This is a genomic window from Nonomuraea basaltis (genome assembly GCF_005893125.1).
GTDB classification, from domain to species: domain Bacteria; phylum Actinomycetota; class Actinomycetes; order Streptosporangiales; family Streptosporangiaceae; genus Nonomuraea; species Nonomuraea basaltis.
Genome location: NZ_VCJS01000205.1, coordinates 1 through 22,713, shown reverse-complemented (window position 1 = coordinate 22,713; position 22,713 = coordinate 1). Strand labels below are relative to the sequence as shown.

The window sequence follows — 22,713 nt, the reverse complement described above, 5'->3', positions numbered from 1 at the left end:
GGCCTGACCCGACCGGCGCCTGGCTGCGGAGGGCGTAGGCACACGACCCTCTACGGCCCTGCACGCGTTCCCCCAGGTCAACCCTCAATTCCGGGCTCACGTGTGACTACCAACTGCGGAACCCGGGGCAATGCCCCCCTTTTGTGATCTTGCCCCATGAAGTCAGCACCACCGCAACGATTCGTCCACCCCCTCACCTCCGTGCCCTGGATCACGTAATCTCGCAGGTGAGAACCGCCCTAGCAGGCCCACACATCGTTACCAAACCGAGAGCGCCCCAGACCGCTAATGGGCTTTCCCGCCCCGTTGGGGCCGAGGAAGCCGTGCACCTCTCCCGTGGCGACCTGCATGTTCAGGCCATCGAGCGCACGGGTCCGGCCGAAGGATTTGACCAGGCCGGACACGGAAATCGCGGTATCCATGAACCGCACGCTACGACCGGCTCACGGCACCGGTTAGGGCCATAGGTCACACGTTCGTCCACGACCAGCACACCTGGCTCTCGCCACGGTCACACGGGCGTGGCGGGCTTGAGCAGCGCCTGCTGCAGCGTCCTGCTGAGGGCTTCGTCCGTGACCATGCCGGCCACCCGGCCGCCTTCGACGACCACGGCAGGCAGCACGCCGTCGCGCGAGATGCGCTCCAGCAGGAGGACGGCGTCGTCGTCGGGAGACAGGACGCGCGGCGGCCTTTGCGACACGACCAATACCCCCACCTTGGTGTCCTGCCGGCGATCGGCGGGAATGGCAAGGAGAGCCTCCAGGGAGACCACCCCGAGCGGATACCCATCGAAGTCCACGACGGGGAACACTGAAGGTGGGAGCCGAGTACCACGGTGTCGATCAGCCCCTGAACGCTCAGCCAGGCGGGCGCCAGGTCCAGCCTGGCCGTCATGACGTCCCTCACCAGCGCTACCCCGAGGCCGCGCCTGGCCGCTCTGCTCGTGATCTCCCCGCGGGCGGCGCCGATGATGTACCAACCGGTGAGCGACAGCCAGCAACCGCCCGGCACCCTTGGCTGCGGCAGCACGGCCGAAGCGGCGGACGTCAGACCAGCGAGCAGCAGGCCGGCGGCGGAACCTGTGGCGGCCGTCGCCAACTCGGTCCTCGGTGTCGCTGCCTCGGCCCGGAACTCCGTGACATCAGGCCACCGTGACATCCGGGTCGAGATAGACATCCTGTACGGCGTGCAGCAGAGCCGCGCCTTCGGCCATCGGCCGCTGGAAGGACTTGCGTCCCACGATCAGTCCCATGCCGCCGGCCCGCTTGTTGACGACGGCGGTCCGCACCGCCTGCGCCAGGTCGCCCTGCCCTCTCGAGGCCCCACCGGAGTTGATCAGTCCGACGCGCCCCATGAAGCAGTTGGCCACCTGCCAGCGGGTCAACTCGATCGGATGATCCGCCGCCAGCGCGTTGTAGACCCTGTCGTGGGTCTTGCCGAACTTCAATGCGCGGAAGCCTCCATTCGACTCGGGTTGCTTCTGCTTGACGATGTCGGCCTCCACGGTGGCGGCAAGGTGGTTAGCCTGCCCGGTCAGGTCGGCGCTGAGCTGAAAATCCACTCCGTCCTTGAAGAACGCCTCGTTGCGCAGGTACGCCCACAGCACGGTGAACAGGCCCAGTTCATGCGCCTGCTGGAACGCCTCCCGCACCTCCTGCAACTGCCGCATGCTCTCGGCCGCGCCGAAGTACACTGTCGCGCCCACCGCGACCGCGCCCAGGTCGAACGCCTGCTTGACTGAGGCGAACATCGTCTGGTCGTAGCGGTTGGGGTAGGTCAGCAGCTCATTGTGGTTGAGCTTGACGATGAACGGCACCCGGTGCGCATACCGCCGCGACACCGACCCGAGCACACCCAGCGTGGAGGCGATCGCGTTGCAACCCCCTTCCACCGCCAGCTCACACAGACTCGCGGGATCGAAGTAGGCCGGGTTCGGCGCGAACGACGCCGCGGCCGAATGCTCAACGCCCTGGTCCACCGGCAGGATCGACAGATATCCCGTACCGGCCAGCCTGCCGGTGTCGAACACGTGCTGCAGGTTGCGCAGCACCGCCGGACTCCGGTCGGTGTAGGCCACCACCCGATCCACGAAATCCGCGCCGGGCAGGTTCAGCTTGTCCCGCGAGATTCCGGTCGCACGATGCTCCAGCAGGTATCCCGTCTCGTCACCGAGTAACTGCTTCAGATCCATCTCCGGCTCCTCCTCCGTCAGGCGGTTGGCGCCCTCGTGCTCGTCGCGAGAGCTGCGACCGACGCCTCGCCTACGACACTGGCCTCGTTCTCTTTCAGGTGCCAGGGCCGAACGTCCCCACATCAGCCGGTAGCCAGCCACGCTGGCCAGCACCCCGACCACACTGCAAACCTCGCATCGCCGTCCGTACCACACATCAGCAAGCGAAGGTCCTGAAAGGTGGTGTCTTTCGACCCTGCTGCCGCTGACTTTCGCCTGATCACAGAGAGACCTTTCAGTGTTGGGCTGGAGTGAGACATAAGCAGGGAGGGTTCGATATGGCGCTGCTGCGGGAGTTCGCCGGACGGTTCCGTCCCGCCGGTGTCCCTGGGGCGGCCGCGCCGGTCGGTGTGCCGGCCGACCTGCAGGCTGCGCGCGAAGCCGAGGTGGAGCCCGTCTTCGCCGCGCTCGCGGAGACGACATCCCTGTGCGCGGACCTGTGGACGGAAGCCGAAACAGACGCCCGCGAGACGATACAGCAGGCTCAGGAACGGTCCGCGTCCATCCTGGCCACCGCGCGGTCGAGGGCCGTCGCTGAACGCGCGGACGCGCTGGCACGTGCCCGTAATCGGCGAAGCGCCGAGAGCCAGGCGGTTCTCGCAGAGGCCAGGCGCGCGGCGGAGGTCATCGGAGCTCGCGCGGCGGCCCGGATTCCCGGCCTCGTCGAGCGGGTGATCGGCCGGATTCGGGAGCTGGGTGCACGGCCATGAGCGGGGCGTGGGTTGCGGGCTCCACCAGGGCCAGGGCTCTGGTACGACGCCGGCTCGGCGAAGCGGGCACGCGGCGACTCGCCCAGGCCGGGACCTTCGAGGCGGCCGTCGATGCCTTGTCCGACACCCCCTACGGCCATGACGTCCGTTCAGGGCAGGATCGGGCTGCGGCCGAGCGTGCCGTATCCGCCACGTTGCTGTGGCACCTGCGGGTGCTCGCAGGCTGGGCCCCCCAGCAGGGGACGGACGTGATGCGCCTGCTTGCCCGCTGGTTCGAGATCGCCAATGTCGACGCGCTGCTGGCCGGGGAGGACGCGCCGTTCAAGCTGGGGGCGCTGGCCACGTCATGGTCTCGGCTGGCGCAGGCTGGCACGCCGCAGGCGGTCCGCGCCACGCTGGTCTCCTCCGCCTGGGGCGATCCGGGTGACGACAGCCCGCGCGGGATCCAGCTCGGTATGCGCCTGTCCTGGGCGGTACACCTGGCCGACGCGTTCGATCCGGCGGTGCCGTGGGCCGCCGGCGCGACGGCGCTGCTGGTGGCCAGGGAGCGGCTGCTCGAAGGACGTGAGCTGAACCCGCAGTCCTCGGCGCGAGCGGCGGCGCTGCTCGGCCGCGAGGCGCCGCGAGCCGGTTCGCTCCCCGAGATGGCCGCCTGCCTGCCCGTCGCGGCGGCCTGGGTGATCGAAGATCTGGAACGGCCCGAGGACTTGTGGCGGGGCGAAATCCATTGGTGGCGGCGGCTCGACCGGGATGGCAGGGCGTTGCTGGCCGACTCGCGGTTCCGGCTGGAGCCGGTGGTCGGCGCGCTGGCCGTCCTGGCCGTCGACGCGTGGCGGACGCGGGCCGCGCTGGCCCTCGCCGCCCGCGGAGCGGAGGGCTTCGCCCCTGGGATGGGAGATCGCGATGAATGGCCGTGACATGGGCAAGAAGTCACGCTGGCGTCCGGTGCGGATGTCCCGGGTGGCCGTGGCGGCGCCTGAGGAGCGGATACGCGAGGTGCTTGCCCTGGTGGGTGACGCGGGCTGCGTCGAGTTCGAAGGCGATCTGGATGTGGACGGCTACGCGGGCGAGGCGGTGCTACGCGACGGTGTGGCGGTGTTGCCCGGGTGGATGCCCGAGCCTGCGGTGGACGCGCTGGCGAGGCGGCTGGCGCCGCTGGGCGGGGCGGTGGTCCCGCTACCGCATCCGCGTGGTGTCGAGGCGCCCTCCCTGCTGCGTGCCGGCGGGCTGCGTGGCTCGATCAATCCGCTGGTGGAGACGTATGGGGCGGTGCCGTACGCTGACGTCGATCCCGCTCCGCCGGCGATGGCCGCGTACGTGCTGATGTTCGGGATGATGTTCGGCGACGCCGGGCACGGGCTGCTGCTGCTCGCCGTGGCCGGGCTGCTCTTCACGGGCCGGCTGCCGCGCTTCCGCAAGGCGTGGCCGTTCGCCGCGGGCGCGGGGTTGACGAGCGTGGCGTTCGGGCTGCTGTATGGCGAGTTCTTCGGCCCCACGGGGGTGGTGCCGGTGCTGTGGCTGGAGCCGCTGGCCGAGCCGATCCCGCTGCTGCTGGCCGCGATCGGCGTCGGCGCTGTGCTGCTCGGCGGCTCCTATCTGCTGGGCAGCGTGAACCGGTGGCGCGAGGGCGGCTGGCCGCTGGCGTTGTACGCGCGCTCGGGCATCGCGGGTGCCGCCGCCTTTCTCGGCCTCGGCCTGATGGCGGGCGGCTGGTATGCGGGGCTCGGCTGGCTGCTCGCCGGCGGAGTAGTGGTGGCGGTGGCCGGGTTCGGGCTGGCCTTCGCGGGCTTCCTGGCCGAGGGCGGCGGAGTCACGCAGGCGTTGATGGAGCTGTTCGACGCAATCGTCAGTCTCGGCTCGAACGTGGCCTCCTTCGCCAGGCTCGCCGCGTTCGGCCTCACGCACGCCGCCATCGGCGCGATCGTGTGGCAGGGCACCACCGGGTTGTGGCCCTCGGCGGGCGCCGCCCTGGTCTTCCTGCTCGGCAACGCGATCGCCTTCGCCCTGGAGGGGCTGGTGGTCGCGATCCAGGCGCTGCGCCTGGAGTACTACGAGCTGTTCTCCCGTGTCTTCCAGACCGAGGGGCGGCCGTTCCGCCCCTGGCACGTCCCTTTGGAGGGATCGACATGTCCATCTGGGTCAGGCGAGGAATCCTCGCCTTCGCCTCCGCCACCGTCCTCCTCTCCGTCACGATCCTGATCATGGCCATCACGGGTACGGCGGCCGGAGCCGAGAGCTCGGCGCAGGCCGCGGAGGCGAACTGGGCAGCGCTCCTGGGCGCCGCCATCGCGGTGGCGGGCTCATGCATCGGCGCGGGCATCGCGGTCGCCTACACCGGGGCCGCGGCGCTGGCCGCGATGAGCGAACGGCCGGAGCTGTTCGGGCGGGCCATCGTGATCGTCGGCCTGGCCGAAGGCATCGCCATCTACGGGCTGGTCGTCGGGATCATCCTGATCGGCAGGGCATGATGAGCCGCGTGGCGATACTCGGCGAGCACGCCAGAGTGCTCGACTTCGGTCTGGCCGGAGCGGTCGTTCTGCCCGCAGAGAGCCCCGAGGATGTGCGCCTAGCCTGGGCGAGGCTGGAGCCGGACATCATGGTGGTCATCCTGACGCCTTCGGCGGCCAACGCGCTCGGCCCCGTCTGCGGCCCCTTGACCGTGATCATGGCCGACCGGGCGGGTGAGCCCCAGTGACCACAATGGCCCAGGCCATCGCTCCTCTGGCGGCGGAACTCCTGCGCGCCGCCCGGCAGGAGGCCGGCCAGGTGAGGGCGCGAGCGAACGACGAGGCCACCACCTTCACCTCCACCGCCCAGGAGCAGGCCGAGGAGCTGGTCGCCACCGCCCATGCCGAGGGCGTGGCGGAGGCCGGCGACCAGGCCAGGGCCGAGCAGATCAGGATGGAGCGCGAGGCACGGCGCCTGGTCCTGGCCGCCCAGCGGGGCGCGCTCAGCGAGTTCCGCCGCCGGGCCAGGCAGGCAGCCCGCGAGTTGCGGAACGACCCGGCCCTGCTCGCCCGCCTGCGCGACCTGGTACGGAACCGGGTCGGTCCTGATGCGCTCGTGATAGAGCATCCGGATGGGGGGATCGTCGGCGAGGCCCCAGGCCGCCGCGTCGATGCCGGCCTGGCAGCGCTGGCCGACCGGGCGATCGATGGCCTGGGGGCGGAGGTGGAGCGGCTATGGCTGCCGTGACCCGGGTGAACGGGCCGCTGGTCGAGGTGGACGGCCTCGGGGAGGCCGCCATGTTCGAGGTGGTGGACATCTCCGGCATTCCCGGAGAGATCGTGTCACTGAGCGGCGGCCACGCGACCGTCCAAGCCTACGAGTACACCGGCGGCATCGTTCCCGGCGCGAACGTCACGGCGCTGGGTGAGCCGCTGTCGGCCCGGCTCGGCCCGCACCTGCTCGGCGGCATCTTCGACGGCCTGCTGCGCCCGCTCGACGGTGCCGGGATGTGGCTGGACCCCGTCGCCGGCCGCACGCGGGACGACCGGACCTGGCACTTTCGCCCGCTGCTCGACGCGGGATCGCCCATCGCCGCTGGTACGCCGATCGGCACCGTGGACGGCAGCGGCGCCGTCGCCTATCTCGTTCTCGCCCCAGGCGGCACCGTCACCACCATCCGACCGGAAGGCGACTACCCGGCCGACACGCCGGTGGCCACGGTGGGCGATCGGGACGTGACCATGGTCTGGCACTGGCCGGTCCGGCGTGCGCTGCCGTACCGGGAAAGGCTTGACGACAAGGTCCCGCTCATCACCGGCCAGCGAGTCATCGACCTGCTGCTGCCCCTGCGGCGCGGCGGCACGGTGGCCGTACCCGGCGGGTTCGGCACCGGCAAGACCGTGCTGCTGCAGCAGATCGCCAAATGGTGCGACGCGGACGTGGTCGTCTACATCGGCTGCGGCGAGCGCGGCAACGAGATGGCCGACGTGGTGGCCGAACTCGCCGAGCTGACCGACCCGCGCACCGGAGGGCGCCTGCTGGAACGCACCGTGGTCATCGCCAATACCTCCAACATGCCGATGATGGCCCGCGAGGCCAGCGTCTACACGGGCGTGACCGTGGCCGAGCACTTCCGCGACATGGGCTACGACACCGTGGTGATCGCCGACTCGACCTCCCGGTGGGCCGAGGCGCGCCGCGAGTTCGCCTCCCGCAGCGGCGCGCTACCGGCCGAGGAGGGCTATCCGGCGGACCTGGCCTCGGCCATCGCCGCCTTCTATGAGCGGGCGGGCCTGGTCACCACGCTCGGTGGCGGCACCGGCTCGGTCACGATCATCGGCGCGGTCTCACCGCCCGGCGGCGATCTGACCGAGCCCGTCACGACCCATACCCAGCGGTTCGTCCGTGCTCTGTGGAGCCTGGACCGGGAGCTCGCCTACGCCCGTCATTACCCGGCAGTGTCGTGGACCGGCTCGTTCTCCCGCGACGGCGACGCCCTCGCGGCCTGGCACACCAGGAACGGCAGGCGGGACTGGGCGCCGCTGCGCGCCCGGGTGGCGGGCCTGCTCGCCGAGGCCGACAGGCTGTCCGCGCTGGCCGAACTGGTCGGCACCGCCACCTTCCCCGCCCACGAGCGCGTCGTCCTGCTCGCTGATCGGCTACTGCGCGAAGGGCTGCTCCAGCAGAGCGCGCTCAGCGCCGTCGACGCCTACTGCGCTCCCGAGCGCACCGCCGCCCTGGCCGGATTGATCCTGGACACGGTCGACGATTGTCTGCAACTGACCGAGCAAGGGCTGCCCGCCGCGGAGATCGAGACCCGCGACTTCTCCCACATCTTGCGTGCCAAGGAAACGCCATGATCGAGCTGGAATACACCACTCTGAGCGAGCTACGCGGCCCGCTGGCACTGGTGGGCGGCGTCTCGGGGGTGGGCTGGGACGAGTTCGCCACCATCAGGCTGTCCTCCGGCGAGACCCGCCATGGCCTGGTCCTGGAGGTGGATCGTGACCTGGCCCTCGTTCAGGTGCTCGAAGGCACCTCGGGCATGACCCCGAGCGGGACGCGGGTCGCGTTCGCGGGCTCGCCGCTGCGGGTGCCGGTCGGCGCGGGCTGGCTGGGCCGGGTCTGCAACGGACGTGGCGAGCCGCTGGACGACGGACCTCCCGTCTTCGGAACGTCCAGCGCGCCGGTGAGCGGCTTCCCGCTGAACCCGACCTGGCGGGTGCCGCCCGCCGATCCGGTGCTGACCGGTGTCTCGGCCATCGACCTGCTGACCACGCTGGTGCGCGGTCAGAAGATCGCGCTGTTCTCCGCGGCCGGTCTGCCGCACCTGGAACTGGCCGCGCAGATCGCCGCGCAGGCCCACGTGGGCGGCGAGCCGTTCAGCGTCGTGTTCGCCGCCATGGGCCTGACCCACGCCGACGCGGCCTCCGTGCGCGACGCGCTGGAGCTGCGCTCGGCGGCCGGTGAGCTGGTGCTGCTGCTCAACCTCGCCGACGACCCCGTGATCGAGCGGGTGCTGACGCCCAGGATCGCGCTGACGGTGGCCGAGCACCTGGCGTTCGAGCTGGGCAGGCACGTGCTGGTCGTGATGGCCGACATGACGAGCTACTGCGAGGCGCTGCGCGAGGTGTCGGCGGCCCGCGGCGAGATTCCCGCCCGACGGGCCTACCCCGGCTACCTCTACAGCGACCTGGCCTCGCTCTACGAACGCTGTGGCCGCGTGCGCGGCCGGCCGGGCTCGCTCACCCTGCTGCCTGTGCTGACCATGCCCGCCGGGGACATCACCCACCCGGTGCCCGATCTCACCGGTTACATCACCGAAGGACAGATCGTCCTGTCGCCGGAAATTGCGGTGTATCCGCAGATCGATCCGCTGGCGTCGCTGTCCCGGCTGATGCGCGGCGGGGTGGGCGCAGGCCGTACCAGATCCGAGCACATGGACCTCGCCGCGCAAACGCTCGCCGCGCTCGCCCGTGCCCGGCAGGCGGGCGAGCTGGCCGAGCTGGTGGGCGCGGGCGCGCTCAGCGCGACCGACCGCCGCTACCTCGACCTGTCGCGTGCCTTCACCGAAGTTCTGCTGGCCCAGCGGGGCGACGAGGCGCGCACGCTGGAGGAAACGTTCGAACGGGCCTGGCGGGTGGCCTCGGTGCTGCCGCGCCGCGAGCTGACCATGCTTGCGACGACCGCCCTGAAGGCGCACTACAGGGAGGCCGGATGAAACTGCGCGTGCCTCCTGGACGTACCGGACGGCTGTGGCTGCACCGCCGCCTGGCCGCGGCAGAGCGCGGAATCGACCTGCTCGACCGCAAACTCCGCATCCTGCGGCAGGAACAGGAACGCCTCAGCCTGCTCAACGCGCGAACCGAGCGTGAATGGACGACCGCCCAGGCAGAGGCCGAAACCTGGATCCTGCGGACCGCCGCGCTCGCCGGTGAGCGCGCTCTGCGACCGAGCCCGCCCGCCGAGATCACCGTCGAGTGGGCCGAGGTGATGGGCGCCGCTTTCCCCGGCCGCGTGCAGTGCCGTTTCCCCGATCCACCGGACGCGCTCCCCCTCACCGCCGCGCTACCTCCCACCAGGGTCGCCTGCCGCTCGGCGCTGGAGGCGGCGGTGCGGCACGCGGCCGCGCGGGAGGCTCTGCGCGTGGTGACCGTTGAGGTGGCGACCACGACCACCAGGATCAGGGCGCTAAGAGAGCGATGGGTCCCCGCCCTGCAGCAAGCGCTCTCCCAGCTCGACCTCGTTCTGGACGAGACCGAGCGGGCCGCGTCGGTCCAGGCTCGCCGTCGCATGTCAGACGGGCCCGGAGACGGCCGGGCAAGGCTCTAGCGTCTGCGATTCTCTATGTTTGCCTGAGGATTTCCGGCATTTCGGGCGGGCGTGGCCGTGCCGGGCCGCCTCCGTACCCTCCCAGGGGGAGTACGGAGGTGGCGGCGACACGGTGGAAGCCGGTCCGCTGCTGAGGATCGCGTACAAGCCCTGTACGCCCCGCCGGTGGGCGGGCCGCCTGGGGTGCCTGGCCCGCCGGACGCTGTCCACTCCTTGCGGGGAATGGGGCGGGCACCGTGCGCCGGTCGGGCACACGGCTGAAGGTCTTGATACGGCGTGCCGGCCGCCGTTTGGGCGTCGGCCCGGCCGTGTCGCGGGCCCGGGCCGGTGGACGCGGATGCAGATCGGTGCCGGTGCGCCGGGCCCGCCGCGCCGCCCGGGTCGGCTTCCTCCTGCGGCGCGCCCGGGCCACGTTGCCCTCCACCGCCACCGCGATGCTGCGCACGCCGCTGACCCGGTCGGTGCGAGTGTGCTTTTGGCCGAGCAGGCCGCGGGCGGCGATCCGCTCGGCCGCCGCCTGATCCCGGTCGCACGACAGCCCACAGATGGGGCAGTAGGCCCACTTCCAGCCGCGCTCGCCCAGCCGGTCAGGCGCCGGAACATGCCGCAGCACGCTGGTGCCGTCTCCGCAGCGCGGGCAGAAGCGGGAGGTGCCCCGGGCGGGCACCGTCACCACCGCGATGCGCTCCTTGGCGGCCAGATGCCGGATCGCCTCGATCACCGTGCCGCGCACCTGCCCCGACAGCGCGGCGTTGCCCCGGCGCACCCCACGCGCCTCCAGCGTGGCCAGATCCTCCAGGTAGATCACGCTCGCGCCGAGCGCGAGCGCCTGATCCACCGCCCACCGGGCCGCCGACCAGGCCAGCGCCTTGTTCAGATGCCGGATGCGGGCGCACACCCGCTCATGCTCGACCGCCAGCACCCGATGCCTGCGCTCCAGAGCCACACGGCGGTCATCACCGGCATCACCTGCATCGGCATCAGGGGTATCAGGGGTATCGGCGGCATCCAGCCCCGATAGCAGCGCCGCGCAGTGATCGCGCTTGACGGCCAGCTGTTCGCGCCGGCCGCGCAGCCGGTGCAGCTTGGCCGAGATCACGGTGGCGTCGTAGCGCAGCATCCGCCCATCAGAGACCACCCGGCCGTCGCGCAGCCGCGCGATGGCACCGGTGAGCAGCGTGTTCACCCCCCAGTCCAGGCCCAGAGCCACGGTATGGCCGGTGGCCGGGGCGACCGGGATCGGCGTCTGGAACGGCAGATCGATACGCACCCTGCCCCCGGACAGGCGCACCGTCGGAGTGCACAGGGCGGCCTGGGCCGAGACGGTGGGCGGCAGCGTAATCGCGATGGCATGCCAGGCCCAATCCTTGCGGCAGGCGGGCGAGGCCTTCAGCGGCAACTGCACCCGCAACAACGCGCCGATGTCGCCGGTGCGGGTCAGGGTGACCAACTGCCTGTCGGCCGCCGCCAGCACCGCCTGCGGCGCGACCCGGGGCGGCTGCTCCACCTCAGTGATATCGCCCGGCAACACGCCGTCGCGCTCCAGCACAGCGCGGACCTGCCGGGTCCGGTTCCGGATCTCCGCCGCGGTGACCCCCTCAGGCAGCGCCGCCCGCAACGCCTTCCACTCCACCTCGCTACGCCGCCGCGGATCGGCGGGCCAGGTGGCCAGGATCGCCGTCACGATGCCCCGGCGGTGCAGCACCGCCCGCAACATGCGGGCCGCCTGCTCCTCCGCGCACCGCCGCACCCGATCCGAGACATACACCCTGCCACCGCTCACCCCACCGCTCACCTCACCGGTCGCTCCGGCGGCGCACCCCCAGCCCAGCCGGCGGATCGCCATCCACCCCTTGGCCGGCAACACCCGCCCGTCCACCCCGACACCCGCGGCCAACAGGCCCAGATCCCGCGCATTCCACCGGCCGGCGACGATGTCGGCGGTCATGGCCTGCATCAGCGCGGTCAGCCAGGCCACCCGCTCGCCCAGCACCCGCTCGCCCAGCACCTGCCCCGTCGCCTCCACCACGGCCCGATGCCCGGTACAGGTCGCGGTCGCCACGAACGCCGCCATGCGCAGCCGCCCCTCCCCTGACACCCGAACCCGCCGCATCATCATGCACACGCGACGCTACACACCGCCACCGACAGTTTCCGCCCCTCACCTCACCCCCTCGGCTTTCCCGGCACGAAAGCAGCCCGAGCAGACGGTCCGAAACACATCTCCGCTCAGGTTCGCTTAGCCAATCAGGACAACGGTTCACACCCTCGCCCGGCCGCCAGTTCACGCCTGCTCACGCCGCGGCCGCACTACCGCGACCGGGCACATCACGTGGTGGAGCACGCCGTGGCTGATGGAGCCGAGCACGGCCGAGACGAAGCCACCCCGCCCGCGTGATCCGACTACCACCGGATCCGCCGAGCCGTCCACGCCGACCACGATGTGCCTGGCCATGACGCGCCTCCTTCACTTCGAGTTCTCACCTCCAGCCTCGCGCCACAGCGGCCTTGGCAGCCGAGGACAAAGTCCTGGACGAGGGGGGTCGATGGTCCTTACTCCGCCCGTCCGCTCCATGAGTCGTGCACCACGGCGACCGGGCACGGCGCGTGATGCAGCATGGCTTGGCTCACCGAGCCGAGCAGCAGCCCTCTGATCTCCCCCAGGCCGCGGGCGCCGACCACCAGCAGGCGTGCCTTCTGCGCCGCCTCCAGCAGCGCTGGTCGCGCGGGTTCGTCGACGAATTCGGCATCGGCCTGGAGCTCGGGATACCTGCGCTGCCAGGAAATGAGCTCCCGCCAGGCGAGTCCCTGGGCTTCGATGCGGGGTTCCTGCATGCCCGCATCGCTGCCCCGCTCGCGGTAGGCGATCAGCGCCTTGAGCGGCGCCGCCAGGCGGTGCGCCTCCATGGCGGCGAAGCCCAGCGCGGCCACGGACGGCGGTGAGCCGTCGAAGCCGACCACCACCTCATGTACGTCGCGTTCGTCCGGGCGTCCGCGCGTGACGATCACCGGGCAGTCGGCATGCGACGCCACGTGGGTACTCACAGAGCCCGCGACCAGTCCCCCGAGCCCTCCGTAGCCGCGGGTGCCCACCACGATCAGCTCCGCGTCCCGAGACAGCTCGGTCAAGATCCCAGCCGGCAGACCCCTGTCGGTGAGCGTGTTGACCGGCACCTCCGGACAAAGACGCCTGGCCCATGCGGCGGCCTCCTTGACCAGCCGCTGCGCCGGACGACGTGCCAGTTCGAGCGGCACCAGTTCGCCCGGCCACTCGTGATAGGGCCACTCCCACGCGCGGCACACCGTCAGCGGCACCTTCCTCGCGGCCGCCTCGGCCGCGCCCCACCGCAGGGCTTCCTGCGCCGACGGCGACGTGTCGCAGCCGATCACCACACCCAGCTGATCCTTCATGATCGCCTCCGCTCGGACGCTGTCCCTTCCATCCTCGTCCGAGCAGACGCCGCCACTCAGAGTCGTCCTGCTCGTCTTCTCCGGGACTTTCGTCCCCGCAGATGACCGAAAGTGCAAGATTCAGGACCTTCGCCGGTGTTGCCCGGCGACGGCAGGCGTCAGGCTGAGATCAGGAGCACTCACGGGGAAAGAGATGATGGTCATGCTCCCGATCCGCCCCCTCATCGCCACCGCAATGGTGGTCAGTGCCACTGGCCTGCTGGCCGCACCAGCGCAGGCCGCCCAGCCGCTGGTCTTCGAGTTCCGAGGCCGGGTGCCGGCCCAGCGCGACGTCCGCTACGTGTCCCGGCTGATCGCCGACGGCTCCGGACAGACGGTCAACGCGGTCGGCAGCGCCCTGCTTCAGGTCCGCTTCGACCAGGCCGACGGCCACAACCGCCACGGCAAGGTCACTTACGGGCTCACCCGCAGAACCTACGCCCTGCCCGGCGTCATCCAGGTCGTCAACACCGGCGACTTCGAGGCCACGCTCACCTTCGGCGTCGGGCTCGCCAAGCGCGTGCCCTACCGGGTCTACACCCTCACCCGGCCCAGCAGGGTCATCGTGGACATCGCCACGCCCTACCGGACGGTGCCGGTGCGCGATTACTTCCTCAACACGGCCAACTACAACACCGGGCGCAGGCCGTACACCACGGCCGTGCAGCGTCCGGTGATCCCGCCCGCCACCGCCTTCGGCGCGCTGCAACGCCTGTTCGCCGGCCCCACCCAGGCCGAGCGGGCGCAGGGGCTGCGCTTCGTCAGCTCCAAGGCCACCGGATTCAGCAAGCTGACCGTCAAGAAGGGCGTCGCCAGGGTCTACCTGACCGGCCGCGTCACCAGCGGAGGATCCACCTTCACCATCGCCGACCAGATCGGGCCGACGCTCAAGCAGTTCCCGTCGATCAAGTGGGTCAAGATCTACGACGCGGCGGGACACACTGAGCACCCGGCCGGGCCGTCGGACTCCATCCCTCAGTCACTGGAGCCGTAAGCGCCTTGAGCCCCGCAGATGCGAGGTGAGATCGGGCACGCCGTCGAGGACTGCGACAGCGGTGATCGGCGATGTGCCTCCGCCGTCATGCGCTGACGGCCCCCATGGGCGCCAGATCCTGATCTCCGGTTGCTCGAAACGCCGCCGCGACCACGCAAACCGTCCACCGTCTCCTGCTCGATCAGCACTGCGGCCAGCCGGTCGAGCGCCGCGCGATGTGCCAACATGCCGGTGGCTCGCACCGTCAGCAGATCGCGCGGGAAGCTCTCGTTGTAGAGGTGGGGCGGCCGCCGCGCACGGCGATGATGGCGGCCTCGTTGACCAGGCCCCTGAGCCGACTCTCCAGATCCCGTGCGTCGAGTGCGTGGGGAACCTGGGTATCAAAGCCATCCCCGTTCTTCCGCGTCCCTGACGCGGCGCCCGCGTCATCCGCCGTTACCGCCTGTACCTGACCGCTGTCCACCTTGGCCACGAAGTCGTTGTAGGACGTCGCGCCCCGGCGGCTGCGCGGCAGCAGTAGCGGTCCGGCCGGTGCTGCCGGAGCGGCAGCAGACGCGAGATGGAGTCGCCGGCCTTGCTCATCGACGGCTTGGACCACTCGAGCCGAGCTGGTCCAGGCCGCGTCGAAGGACCGCGACCTGGACCGCCTGGTGAGGTCAGCCGGTGCCCTCGATGGTGATTCTGCGGGCGGCAGGCTTCTTCTCCTCGGCCAGCCCAATGCTGATCTCGAGGATGCCGTCGCGGTAAGCGGCCTTGACCTCCTGATCCCTTGCCTCGCGCGGCAGCCGGATCGTCCGATGCAGCTTGCCGTATTGGAACTCGCTGCGGCCGTGTTCCCGGCGCTCCTCAGGCCGCTCGGCCTGAATGCGGAGCATTCCTTGATCCACGCTGACTTCGATCTCCTTGGCGGGGTCCACTCCGGGTAGTTCGGCCCGCACCACGTAGCGCCCATCGGCGACGAAGTCCTCAACACGGATCAAGCGAGCGTACTCTCGCCATCCCGCCATCGGCCCCTCCAGCCAGTCCGGGAGCTCCAGGACCTGGAAGGGCAAGTCGCGACGCGTGACTTCGACCATCTCGTCCTCCTTTCACAAGAGGTGAATGTGGCCATCTCCACTAGATCTCTGATTCCTGCGCCCGGTCCCGGCAAAAGCCCTGTATCACCGGGACTTCCGTCCTGAATCTCTGCGGACACCCAGGGCCGTTCGCCTCTTACCCCACCGTCGGGGAAGGGGCAGCATCGAAATCAGGAGGGCGACGGTCGGGAAGGGCGGGCCTGGCCATGATCGGCCGCACCGCATCTCCGCGGTGATCTCCGAGATGGACCGGGATACGCGAGTTCCCGGCCTCGCGCGGCATGGCCGCCAAACCCTGAGAGAGGTTACGATCATGGAAGCCAAGCAATGGTCCGTTCAGATCTATCTTGCCGACGATGGCGATGACACGAACGCTCGAGCGGTCCTGACCACCAGGGACGGTACTCATCTATCCGGGACCGGTCACGCTCGCCGCAACCCGGCGGACCCCGCGGTGCCGGAGATCGGCGACGAGCTGGCAGCCTCACGCGCCCTTGCCGATCTCGCCGAAAAACTGGCCGTCGTCACACAACGCGACATCACCGAGCTCGCCGGCCCTGCTGCCCCGGCCCGCTCATGATGAGTCCGGTCGTCGTTGGCGTGGACGGCAGCCCCGATTCCTTCCCCTTGGCCGCCTGGGCGGGCAAGGAAGCGGGGCTGCGCCGTGCCCCACTGCTGATCCTGCACGCCATCTCCCGCCACCGGCCCCAGCGCCCGACCGCGGAATTGCGTGCACTGCTGGAGCACGCCGCGCTCCGCGCCCGCATGACACAGCCGCACATCAGCATCACCACCGAGATCGTGGCCCAGGAGCCGGTCCCTGCGCTTGTCGAGCATGCCGCCCATGCCCAACTGCTGGTCACCGGCCGTGGAGGACAGGACGCCTTGAGCGGCGGTCAGCTCGGCAGCGTTAACCTGCGCCTCTTACACTCCGCACCTTGCCCGATCGCCGTGGTCGGCAGGAACCAGCGTCGGCACACCGGGGAAGTCGTGGCCGGTCTGACCGGCCACCCGTGCCAGGAACCGGTCGTGGAGTTCGCATTCGAGGAAGCCTCAATGCGCGCGAGTGCGCTGCGAGCCGTCCACACCTGGACCTGGACGACCCCCTACGGCCCGGGAACCGGGCAGCCGCCTCTTCACAGCGTCGACACGGCGGCCGAAGAGGCGACGCGACTTCTCGCCGAAGCCATCACGCCCTGGCAGGAGAAGTTTCCCGACGTTGTGGTCCGCCGCACCTGCGGACACGCAGCGTCGCACACCGCGTTGATCGACGCCTCCGCTCATGCGGACCTGCTCATTCTCGGTCTGCGAGCTTGCGGACTGACCGGCCCGGTGCCCGGTTCGACGGCGCATGCCGTCCTGCGCCGTGCCAAATGCCCGATCGTGGTGGTCCGCCGGTAGCCACTCGGCGAATGAGCGGCGCCGGTTGTCTACCTGAGCACGATCTCGTGGTGCACGTCGGCCTTCCCGATGAGGCGTGTCCGCGTGTTCTCTCTATGGCCGCCGGAAGAACTCCTGAGAGCGGACCACCGCGACGGGACAGCGCGCGTGGTGCAGCACCCCTCTGCTGACGGATCCGAGGACCAGCGAGCCGAGCGCGCCGCGGCCATGGGAACCGACGACGATCAGGTCACACGCCGCACTGGTGAGCGCGTCGACGGGGTGTACGTTCTGGACGTCCTCGACGAGGTTCACCTCGGGATACCTCGCCCGCCACGCTGCGATGCGCGTACCGACGGCCTCGCGCTGGGCGGCACGGACCTCACCCAGGTCGTAGAGGATCTCGGGGGCAAAGGCGTGCACGGGCACCTGCCAGGCGTGGATCAGGCGCAGCGTGGCACCCCGCAGCCTGGCCTGCTCGAAGGCATAGCCGAGGGCCGGCTCGCAGGTGTCGGAGTCATCGACGCCGACTCCGATCTCACCGACCTTCTCCCTCGGCTCGGCGCGTACAACGATCACGGGGCAGTTGGCCTGTGCGGCCACCTCCATGGTGACCGATCCGAGCAGGGCTCCGGCAAACCCGCCCACCCCTCGGTTGCCGATGACCAGTTCGCTCGCCTCCTGCTCCCGCAGAACAGCCGCAGGCACGCCCTCGGCCAACCGAGTGCTCACCTCCACGGTCGGCTGACGGGCGCGCGCGGTCGCCTCGGCCGCCTGTAGCACCTTGCCCGCTGCCTTGCGCAGGCGATCCTCCTGATCCGAGACCAGGAATCTGGTGATTTCGTACGGCCGCCGATCCAAGACGTGGACGATCCGAAGCTCGGCACCGGTCCGAAGAGCATCGTCGGCGGCCCACTCGACCGCCGCGGCGCTGGGAGCCGAACCGTCCACACCTGCAATGATCAGACCAGTCATGATGTTCCCCCGTCCGGCTCCTCATCGGTATGACTCTCCAGAGCGCGCGGGCCTGGTCACTCTGGCTCGTCGGGTGGCCGTACCACCGCCACTGGGCATGCCGCGTGGTGCAACACCCCATGGCTGACTGAGCCGAGCACCGCCGAGGAGAACCCGCCCAGGCCGCGTGAGCCGACCACGACGAGGTCCGCCGTGGCCGCGGCCTTGATGAGGGCGGCCACAGGATGGTCGCGTACTTGTTCATCCGTGATCACGACGTCGGGATTCGTCTCTCGCCAAGGGGCGGCCCGCGCGCGGTGCGTGCCTCCTCTTGGAAGGAGGCCATCAGCAGAGGGCTGTAAGCCGGCCATGCCGGCGAGACCATCGGCATTCGCAAGGCGTAGACCACGTGCAATCGAGCACGGCGGGCACGGGCCTGTTCGATGGCGTACGCCATGGCCTGCCGTGAGCTTTCGGATCCGTCGTCGCCGACCACGATCTGATCGTGCTGCGCGGTGCCGGGACCACGGACGATCACGACAGGGCCGGCGGCATGCCCCGCCGCGGCCAGGCCCACCCCCCCAAGCGTCATCCGGGCAAACCCGCCCAATCCTCTGCTGCCCAGCACCAGGCTCTCGGCGGACACCGACTCGCCTATCAGCGAGTCGATCACGTTGCCCGACAGCATCTCAGTGCTGACCTGGACATCTCCGCTCCTAGCGCGGGCCTTGTCAGCGGCGGCCTCCAAAGCGCCGGCACAGTACTTCGACGTGTCCATGCCATGCGACCACTGCTCGCAGACATGCACGATCCGCAGCAGCAGCCCCTCCCCTGAGCGTCGGCTGCAGCCCACTCCACTGCCACCGTCGATGATGCGGAGCCGTCTGTTCCGACCACAATCCGTCCACGCATCATCCTTCTCCTTCACCAACCGACTCCTCACGGCTCCACCTTCCCGAAAGCGACATAAAGACACGATTTTGCAGAAAACCTCAAGTTCCGCCTACCGAGCGAGGTCGATCCCGCACGATCCCGCCAAGCCAAGACCACGAAAAGACTGGCCACAGTCGGGACAGCGGTAGATCACCTCGCGGCCCGCTGTGCCCAACCCAGCGCGCGCCATCGTGACCTTTGGGCCTGGCCCTGGAAGCGCGCCCGCAACGCTCTTGTACTAAGGCCGCGCTGGTCAGAGGGGATATCGCCCCGGTACGGGGGTAGCCGTCCATCGGGACAGCCGCAGAGCCCAAGGGGTGATGGCTTTTGCCGGTTGACAGACATCTTGACGGGCCCGTAGCGGCCGCAGTCGCCGGCGACGGATGCGAGGTGAGAGCCGTGGCTGAGCCCCACAGAGTGGTCGTAGGTTACGACGGCTCGGACTTCTCGATGCAGGCCTTGGACTGGGCGCTCGACGAGTGTGAGCTGAGGAGGCGCTTGGGTCTCGGGGAGAGGGAGGGTTCGATGGCCCGCAGGTGGGGTCGGCCGCCGTACAGGTGCCCGCGCACAGTACCAGGCCAGTCGTCGTCGTCCGGCCCCTCCTGCAACCGAGCAGCCAGGAAGTCCAAATCGTGCTCGGCATCGACGGCTCGCCCGCGAGCCTGGCGGCCTTCGACTTCGCTCTGGACGAGGCCGCGCTGCGTGGCGGCATCCTGACGGTCCTGTGCTGCTGGGCAGATTGCGGATCATCGTCTTGGCCGGATCCGCTGCCTTTCGTGGATTCACACGCGCTGCGCGAAGGCGCGGAAGCCCGATTTCGTGAAGTCGCATCCCAACTGGCGCGCAGACACCCCGATGTACCGGTGACGACCGAATTCGTGACCGAGCGACCCCAGCGCGCACTGATCGACTCGGCCAAGGATGCGACGCTCCTCGTGCTCGGCAACCGGGGAATCGAATCGCCCGCCTGCCTTCTGCTGGGACCGGTCACCCAGACCGCGCTGCTCAAAGCCTGGTGCCCGGTCGCGGTGACCCCGCCATCCAGCTGATCCTTCTACGCCCCACCGGGCCGGCCGCCTCACGCGGTATCGGGGGCTCCGTTGGTCAGGGAGACCGAGACCGGCACGGGCACGCCGTTGCGGATGTCGGGGGTGGCGGCGGCCTGTTCGCGGGCGAGGAAGGCGCCGAGTTCGGCGATGGTGGTCATCAGCGGGGCGGGGAAGACGACGGTGCTGTTCTTGTCCACGCCGATCTCCACCAGGCTCTGCAGGTTGCGCAGTTGCAACGCCAGGGGGTGGGCCATCATGATGTCGGAGGCCTCGCCCAGTGCGGCGGCGGCCAGGTGCTCACCCTCAGCGTTGATGATCTTGGCTCTCTTCTCGCGTTCGGCTTCGGCCTGCTTGGCCATCGCCCGCTTCATACTGTCGGGCAGTTGGATGTCCTTCAGCTCCACCAAGGTCACCTCCACCCCCCATTCGACCGTGGAGGAAATGCACGCCGCGGCCCCCTGCAGGGATGCGGCGTAGACAGCAGTGTCCGCCCCGAGGCCGCTGTAGCGTCGGAGAAGGCCTTCACCTCGCTCAGGTCGGCATCGCTGCGCGCTCTGGCTTTGTCCGTTCGCCGGACTTCCTCTGGCCTCAGGGCCGATCCCATATGAAAGGGAGTTCCAGAATGTCGTCCTGCTGCCAGACCAGCTCCGAACGCCTCACCACATCGACGTATGCGCTGACCACCGAAACAGATCGCCGTCAGCGGCCAAGGTGTCGACTTCGTACGTGACCTGGTGGGCCGGGTCCGGATCGAGGCCGCCGGCACAGGCACGCCACTGTTCGTGGGCATCGCCCGCCAATCCGACGCCGACTCCTATCTGAAGGATGTCGGCCACGACCAGGTCACTCGTCTCGACTTCGCGGGCGGTTCCGACGACATCCGCTACCAGCGTCACCCGGGTGGCGTGCCGGCCGCCTAGCCCGGCACGCAGACCTTCTGGGCGGCGAGCGGCTCAGGAAGCGTGGAGCGGGACGTCCAACCCGGCGACTGGACGATCGTGATTATCAACGCCGACGGCACCGCACCTGTCAGCGCCGACCTCAAGGTGGCCGCCACCCTGCCCTGGCTCACCGGACTGACCGCAGGGCTGTTCGTCGCCACGGGGGGTCCTGCTGCTCGCCGGCGCCACGCTGATCCTCGTCGGCGTCCGCCTGGCCGCGGCCCCTGTCCCCGAGCACAGGCAACCGGCACCAACGTCATGACCATCGGCGACACGACCGGGACTTTGGCCTCATGCCCGGACAGGTCGCCTAGACGGACCCTAAAGCCAGAACCTGAAGGAAGAGGAGTAAGACGATGACGGTCACGCACGAAGAGGTCAAGGTCCGCGGCACAGAGCTCGCCGACAAGGTCAAGAGTGTGATCCACGAGGGCAACGTCCGCCGGATCATCGTCAAGGACTCCCACGGCCACACCGTGATGGAGATCCCGGTCACGGTCGGCGTGGTGGCGTTCATCGCCGCTCCTGCCCTCACCGCGGTAGCGGCGCTGGCCGCTGCCGCCGCCGAATGGTCCATCCGGATCGAACGTGACATCCAGGGTGAGCAGGACGGCGGACTCCCTGCGGCCTGACCGTACCGGGAACCGCAGGTGACGAGACGGGAATCCGCCCCCTCTACCTGGCTTGTCATAGAGCTTCCCCGCCGCCAGGGCCGCAAGCGCCGCCGACGGTGGGGAAGCTCTGGGGGACCGCCCGGCGTGCGCAACGGTAGCCGGCGCCCCTCCCCCACATGGCCGAAGCGGTGCCGCAGTGCGCCAGTTGCTCGCAGCGGCCAACCGACCGACCGCTGCGAGCAACTCGGGGGCACGACCAAGCGGCGGCGGAGCAGACGCAGGTATGCCCGCCGCCGACTCGCTGCCTGCCTGCCGGGACCTCGGCCTCGCTTCTGCGCCGCTTCCCGCCGGAGGCAACCATCCACCAGGTGTCCTGACTCACGTGGTGGGGACACGGGCGGGACTAAGGATGGATCAGCACCGCCCTTCGGCCCTACGGGGTCCTGCCCAGGCATGTTGCGATCGAGATATGAAGCTACGTCGCCCCGCCCGCCGCCTTCTAAGGCGGGTGCTGATGCTCCCGGCCATCGGACTTGCCGCCTACCTGATGCTCATTCGCCCCCGGCTGCTGCGCTGGGGAGCCACCCGAGGTGAGGCCCAGCGCCCTCTTCCCGGGGATGCGATCGTGCGGCGCCCGCACATCCAGGCCACGCGTGCCATCACCATAGAGGCACCGCCCGAGGCCGTGTGGCCGTGGCTGGTGCAGATGGGCGGCCACCCCCGTGCGGGCTGGTACGGCTACGACCGGATCACCAACGACGGCCACCCCAGCGCTGAGTCGATCGTCCCGGAGTTGCAGCGGCTCGAACGCGGCGATCTGCTGCCAACCCCGCCGCTCGGCACCGGGTACACGGTGGAGCAGGTCGAACCGGAGCGAACGATCGTGCTCGCCATCCGCGCGTTCCATGTCCGGATCAGCTGGGCCATCGTCCTACTCGACGCGGGCGACCACACCCGCCTGCTGTTCCGGCTGCGGATCCGGTGCCGTCCCGGCCTGCTCGGGCTGGTCTACCTGGTGCTCTCCGAGTCGGCCGATTTCCTGATCACCCGCAAGCAGCTGATCACCATCAAGGCTCTCGCCGAATCCACCTACCGCAAGTCCTGACAAGCAGCCGACGGGGTTGGGACCTCCGTCCCTGGTGGCTCGACCGGTTGAAAAGGCAAGGACGGAAAACCACACTGAACGACTCACCGTATCGAATCCGCCGCCCTCAGCCCGCGAACATCCGCCCCGTGTCACGCCGCGACGACACACCGTGCCCATCAAACCTGTCCAGCTAACCGGGCCATGAGGTGAATGCGGGATCCGCCGCCTACCTCCAAGAAAAGCGACCACGGCACACCCGCCGGTCTGAATCACCACGTTTGCCCGGGTGGCCGTAACACCGCTACTGGGCAGGTCAGATGATGCAGTCCACTGTGACCGGCCATTCGTCCGAAGGACGAAAGTCCCACGTCATCAGGCGCTTCCGGCCCTCTCCCCGGGGACTTCCGCACCTGCTCCAACACCCTGTTCAGGCACGAGAGTAGGCACCACACGTAGGGACTGCCGGAGGAGATGATCGAGATGCGGACCACCCAGATAATGCTGCGTCCCAAGCC

Annotated in this window: 27 protein-coding genes and 2 pseudogenes; 16 read left to right on the top strand and 13 right to left on the bottom strand. The window is 69.7% G+C overall.

Going from position 1 to position 22,713, the window contains the following annotated elements; translation table 11 throughout:
• Positions 1-293: 293 nt before the first annotated feature.
• The 3 genes and pseudogenes from EJK15_RS53635 to EJK15_RS53625 form a co-directional block, all read right to left on the bottom strand.
• Positions 294-422, bottom strand: a pseudogene (locus EJK15_RS53635) (ABC transporter ATP-binding protein); the annotation flags it as partial.
• Positions 423-511: 89 nt separating this feature from the next.
• Positions 512-799 carry a CBS domain-containing protein gene (locus EJK15_RS53630; RefSeq protein WP_138718180.1) on the bottom strand — a complete coding sequence of 96 codons (288 nt, stop codon included), beginning with the start codon at positions 797-799 and terminating at the stop codon, positions 512-514.
• Positions 800-1,141: 342 nt separating this feature from the next.
• Positions 1,142-2,191: a class I fructose-bisphosphate aldolase gene (locus tag EJK15_RS53625; RefSeq protein WP_138718179.1), complete on the bottom strand. Its 1,050-nt coding sequence runs from the start codon at positions 2,189-2,191 to the stop codon at positions 1,142-1,144.
• Positions 2,192-2,508: 317 nt separating this feature from the next.
• Here EJK15_RS53625 and EJK15_RS53620 point away from each other — a divergent pair, with 317 nt between their 5' ends.
• The 9 genes from EJK15_RS53620 to EJK15_RS53580 are packed head-to-tail and all read left to right on the top strand — an operon-like array spanning position 2,509 to position 9,720.
• Positions 2,509-2,940, top strand: coding sequence for a hypothetical protein (locus EJK15_RS53620; RefSeq protein WP_138718178.1), 432 nt, complete (start codon positions 2,509-2,511; stop codon positions 2,938-2,940).
• Positions 2,937-3,857, top strand: a complete 921-nt coding sequence (locus tag EJK15_RS53615; RefSeq protein WP_138718177.1) for a V-type ATPase subunit — start codon at positions 2,937-2,939, stop codon at positions 3,855-3,857. The genes EJK15_RS53620 and EJK15_RS53615 overlap by 4 nt, the downstream gene beginning before the upstream one ends.
• Entirely contained in the window at positions 3,844-5,139 is a 1,296-nt protein-coding gene (locus tag EJK15_RS53610; protein ID WP_206061671.1) for a V-type ATPase 116kDa subunit family protein, read from the top strand. Before EJK15_RS53615 ends, EJK15_RS53610 begins: the two co-directional genes overlap by 14 nt.
• The gene (locus tag EJK15_RS53605; RefSeq protein ID WP_138718176.1) at positions 5,067-5,408 is read left to right on the top strand and encodes an ATP synthase subunit C; all 342 of its coding nucleotides are present in this window, start codon (positions 5,067-5,069) and stop codon (positions 5,406-5,408) included. Before EJK15_RS53610 ends, EJK15_RS53605 begins: the two co-directional genes overlap by 73 nt.
• Before the next feature lie 8 nt (positions 5,409-5,416).
• The gene (locus tag EJK15_RS53600; RefSeq protein ID WP_206061669.1) at positions 5,417-5,635 is read left to right on the top strand and encodes a hypothetical protein; all 219 of its coding nucleotides are present in this window, start codon (positions 5,417-5,419) and stop codon (positions 5,633-5,635) included.
• Between the two features lie 5 nt (positions 5,636-5,640).
• Complete coding sequence (locus tag EJK15_RS53595; protein WP_240777790.1) at positions 5,641-6,135, top strand: V-type ATP synthase subunit E family protein; 495 nt, start codon at positions 5,641-5,643, stop codon at positions 6,133-6,135.
• Positions 6,123-7,748 carry a V-type ATP synthase subunit A gene (locus EJK15_RS53590; protein ID WP_138718174.1) on the top strand — a complete coding sequence of 542 codons (1,626 nt, stop codon included), beginning with the start codon at positions 6,123-6,125 and terminating at the stop codon, positions 7,746-7,748. The genes EJK15_RS53595 and EJK15_RS53590 overlap by 13 nt, the downstream gene beginning before the upstream one ends.
• On the top strand, positions 7,745-9,109 hold the full coding sequence (locus tag EJK15_RS53585) for a V-type ATP synthase subunit B (RefSeq protein ID WP_138718173.1): 1,365 nt from the start codon (positions 7,745-7,747) through the stop codon (positions 9,107-9,109). Before EJK15_RS53590 ends, EJK15_RS53585 begins: the two co-directional genes overlap by 4 nt.
• Positions 9,106-9,720, top strand: a complete 615-nt coding sequence (locus EJK15_RS53580; protein ID WP_138718172.1) for a V-type ATP synthase subunit D — start codon at positions 9,106-9,108, stop codon at positions 9,718-9,720. The genes EJK15_RS53585 and EJK15_RS53580 overlap by 4 nt, the downstream gene beginning before the upstream one ends.
• A gap of 13 nt (positions 9,721-9,733) precedes the next feature.
• On the opposite strand, the gene EJK15_RS53575 is transcribed toward EJK15_RS53580, so the two are convergent.
• From EJK15_RS53575 to EJK15_RS53565, 3 genes and pseudogenes are all read right to left on the bottom strand, one after another.
• Complete coding sequence (locus EJK15_RS53575; protein WP_138718171.1) at positions 9,734-11,839, bottom strand: zinc ribbon domain-containing protein; 2,106 nt, start codon at positions 11,837-11,839, stop codon at positions 9,734-9,736.
• A 165-nt stretch (positions 11,840-12,004) separates the two neighbouring features.
• Positions 12,005-12,142 (bottom strand): annotated as a pseudogene (locus tag EJK15_RS53570) (universal stress protein); the annotation flags it as partial.
• A gap of 131 nt (positions 12,143-12,273) precedes the next feature.
• The gene (locus EJK15_RS53565; protein ID WP_138718170.1) at positions 12,274-13,131 is read right to left on the bottom strand and encodes a universal stress protein; all 858 of its coding nucleotides are present in this window, start codon (positions 13,129-13,131) and stop codon (positions 12,274-12,276) included.
• 202 nt (positions 13,132-13,333) lie between these two features.
• Between EJK15_RS53565 and EJK15_RS53560 the strand changes: the two genes are divergently transcribed.
• Positions 13,334-14,164, top strand: coding sequence for a GerMN domain-containing protein (locus EJK15_RS53560; protein WP_171075066.1), 831 nt, complete (start codon positions 13,334-13,336; stop codon positions 14,162-14,164).
• A 244-nt stretch (positions 14,165-14,408) separates the two neighbouring features.
• Here the strand turns inward: EJK15_RS53560 and EJK15_RS53555 are convergent, their stop codons facing one another.
• Both EJK15_RS53555 and EJK15_RS53550 read right to left on the bottom strand, forming a co-directional pair.
• Positions 14,409-14,636, bottom strand: coding sequence for a hypothetical protein (locus EJK15_RS53555; protein WP_138718168.1), 228 nt, complete (start codon positions 14,634-14,636; stop codon positions 14,409-14,411).
• Positions 14,637-14,820: 184 nt separating this feature from the next.
• Positions 14,821-15,240, bottom strand: a complete 420-nt coding sequence (locus EJK15_RS53550; protein WP_138718167.1) for an Hsp20/alpha crystallin family protein — start codon at positions 15,238-15,240, stop codon at positions 14,821-14,823.
• Positions 15,241-15,472: 232 nt separating this feature from the next.
• On the opposite strand from EJK15_RS53550, the gene EJK15_RS53545 reads away from it, so the two are divergent.
• Together EJK15_RS53545 and EJK15_RS53540 are read left to right on the top strand one after the other, a co-directional pair.
• Entirely contained in the window at positions 15,473-15,820 is a 348-nt protein-coding gene (locus EJK15_RS53545) for a DUF1876 domain-containing protein (RefSeq protein ID WP_338089940.1), read from the top strand.
• Positions 15,817-16,641 carry a universal stress protein gene (locus EJK15_RS53540; RefSeq protein WP_138718166.1) on the top strand — a complete coding sequence of 275 codons (825 nt, stop codon included), beginning with the start codon at positions 15,817-15,819 and terminating at the stop codon, positions 16,639-16,641. Before EJK15_RS53545 ends, EJK15_RS53540 begins: the two co-directional genes overlap by 4 nt.
• 93 nt (positions 16,642-16,734) lie before the next feature.
• Here the strand turns inward: EJK15_RS53540 and EJK15_RS53535 are convergent, their stop codons facing one another.
• The 3 genes from EJK15_RS53535 to EJK15_RS77285 form a co-directional block, all read right to left on the bottom strand.
• On the bottom strand, positions 16,735-17,571 hold the full coding sequence (locus EJK15_RS53535) for a universal stress protein (protein ID WP_338089939.1): 837 nt from the start codon (positions 17,569-17,571) through the stop codon (positions 16,735-16,737).
• A gap of 80 nt (positions 17,572-17,651) precedes the next feature.
• Entirely contained in the window at positions 17,652-17,849 is a 198-nt protein-coding gene (locus EJK15_RS77290; RefSeq protein WP_338089938.1) for a universal stress protein, read from the bottom strand.
• Positions 17,846-18,502 (bottom strand): universal stress protein, encoded by a 657-nt coding sequence (locus tag EJK15_RS77285; protein WP_476739205.1) that lies wholly within the window; start codon positions 18,500-18,502, stop codon positions 17,846-17,848. Before EJK15_RS77285 ends, EJK15_RS77290 begins: the two co-directional genes overlap by 4 nt.
• A gap of 637 nt (positions 18,503-19,139) precedes the next feature.
• Between EJK15_RS77285 and EJK15_RS53520 the strand changes: the two genes are divergently transcribed.
• Positions 19,140-19,556 carry a universal stress protein gene (locus EJK15_RS53520; protein WP_240777788.1) on the top strand — a complete coding sequence of 139 codons (417 nt, stop codon included), beginning with the start codon at positions 19,140-19,142 and terminating at the stop codon, positions 19,554-19,556.
• A 29-nt stretch (positions 19,557-19,585) separates the two neighbouring features.
• Here EJK15_RS53520 and EJK15_RS53515 read toward each other — a convergent pair whose 3' ends face one another.
• On the bottom strand, positions 19,586-19,975 hold the full coding sequence (locus tag EJK15_RS53515) for an SPFH domain-containing protein (protein ID WP_276615529.1): 390 nt from the start codon (positions 19,973-19,975) through the stop codon (positions 19,586-19,588).
• Between the two features lie 315 nt (positions 19,976-20,290).
• On the opposite strand from EJK15_RS53515, the gene EJK15_RS53510 reads away from it, so the two are divergent.
• Positions 20,291-20,476, top strand: a complete 186-nt coding sequence (locus EJK15_RS53510) for a hypothetical protein (protein ID WP_138718163.1) — start codon at positions 20,291-20,293, stop codon at positions 20,474-20,476.
• Here EJK15_RS53510 and EJK15_RS53505 read toward each other — a convergent pair.
• Positions 20,473-20,658 carry a hypothetical protein gene (locus EJK15_RS53505; protein WP_138718162.1) on the bottom strand — a complete coding sequence of 62 codons (186 nt, stop codon included), beginning with the start codon at positions 20,656-20,658 and terminating at the stop codon, positions 20,473-20,475. The genes EJK15_RS53510 and EJK15_RS53505 overlap by 4 nt on opposite strands.
• 195 nt (positions 20,659-20,853) lie before the next feature.
• Between EJK15_RS53505 and EJK15_RS53500 the strand changes: the two genes are divergently transcribed.
• Together EJK15_RS53500 and EJK15_RS53495 are read left to right on the top strand one after the other, a co-directional pair.
• Positions 20,854-21,129: a DUF4342 domain-containing protein gene (locus tag EJK15_RS53500; protein WP_138718161.1), complete on the top strand. Its 276-nt coding sequence runs from the start codon at positions 20,854-20,856 to the stop codon at positions 21,127-21,129.
• 496 nt (positions 21,130-21,625) lie between these two features.
• Entirely contained in the window at positions 21,626-22,216 is a 591-nt protein-coding gene (locus EJK15_RS53495; RefSeq protein ID WP_138718160.1) for a hypothetical protein, read from the top strand.
• The last annotated feature ends 497 nt before the right edge of the window (positions 22,217-22,713 follow it).

Excerpts from the sequence above, each read along its gene's own strand:
- EJK15_RS53540 (WP_138718166.1), top strand. The coding sequence starts at position 15,817 with ATGATGAGTCCGGTCGTCGTTGGCGTGGACGGCAGCCCCGATTCCTTC.
- EJK15_RS53560 (WP_171075066.1), top strand. The coding sequence starts at position 13,334 with ATGCTCCCGATCCGCCCCCTCATCGCCACCGCAATGGTGGTCAGTGCC.
- EJK15_RS53575 (WP_138718171.1), bottom strand. The coding sequence starts at position 11,839 with ATGATGATGCGGCGGGTTCGGGTGTCAGGGGAGGGGCGGCTGCGCATG.
- EJK15_RS53585 (WP_138718173.1), top strand. The coding sequence starts at position 7,745 with ATGATCGAGCTGGAATACACCACTCTGAGCGAGCTACGCGGCCCGCTG.
- EJK15_RS53595 (WP_240777790.1), top strand. The coding sequence starts at position 5,641 with ATGGCCCAGGCCATCGCTCCTCTGGCGGCGGAACTCCTGCGCGCCGCC.
- EJK15_RS53615 (WP_138718177.1), top strand. The coding sequence starts at position 2,937 with ATGAGCGGGGCGTGGGTTGCGGGCTCCACCAGGGCCAGGGCTCTGGTA.
- EJK15_RS53625 (WP_138718179.1), bottom strand. The coding sequence starts at position 2,191 with ATGGATCTGAAGCAGTTACTCGGTGACGAGACGGGATACCTGCTGGAG.
- EJK15_RS53565 (WP_138718170.1), bottom strand. The coding sequence starts at position 13,131 with ATGAAGGATCAGCTGGGTGTGGTGATCGGCTGCGACACGTCGCCGTCG.
- EJK15_RS53610 (WP_206061671.1), top strand. The coding sequence starts at position 3,844 with ATGAATGGCCGTGACATGGGCAAGAAGTCACGCTGGCGTCCGGTGCGG.
- EJK15_RS53580 (WP_138718172.1), top strand. The coding sequence starts at position 9,106 with ATGAAACTGCGCGTGCCTCCTGGACGTACCGGACGGCTGTGGCTGCAC.
- EJK15_RS53495 (WP_138718160.1), top strand. The coding sequence starts at position 21,626 with ATGCTCCCGGCCATCGGACTTGCCGCCTACCTGATGCTCATTCGCCCC.
- EJK15_RS53500 (WP_138718161.1), top strand. The coding sequence starts at position 20,854 with ATGACGGTCACGCACGAAGAGGTCAAGGTCCGCGGCACAGAGCTCGCC.
- EJK15_RS53620 (WP_138718178.1), top strand. The coding sequence starts at position 2,509 with ATGGCGCTGCTGCGGGAGTTCGCCGGACGGTTCCGTCCCGCCGGTGTC.
- EJK15_RS53590 (WP_138718174.1), top strand. The coding sequence starts at position 6,123 with ATGGCTGCCGTGACCCGGGTGAACGGGCCGCTGGTCGAGGTGGACGGC.
- EJK15_RS53605 (WP_138718176.1), top strand. The coding sequence starts at position 5,067 with ATGTCCATCTGGGTCAGGCGAGGAATCCTCGCCTTCGCCTCCGCCACC.
- EJK15_RS53550 (WP_138718167.1), bottom strand. The coding sequence starts at position 15,240 with ATGGTCGAAGTCACGCGTCGCGACTTGCCCTTCCAGGTCCTGGAGCTC.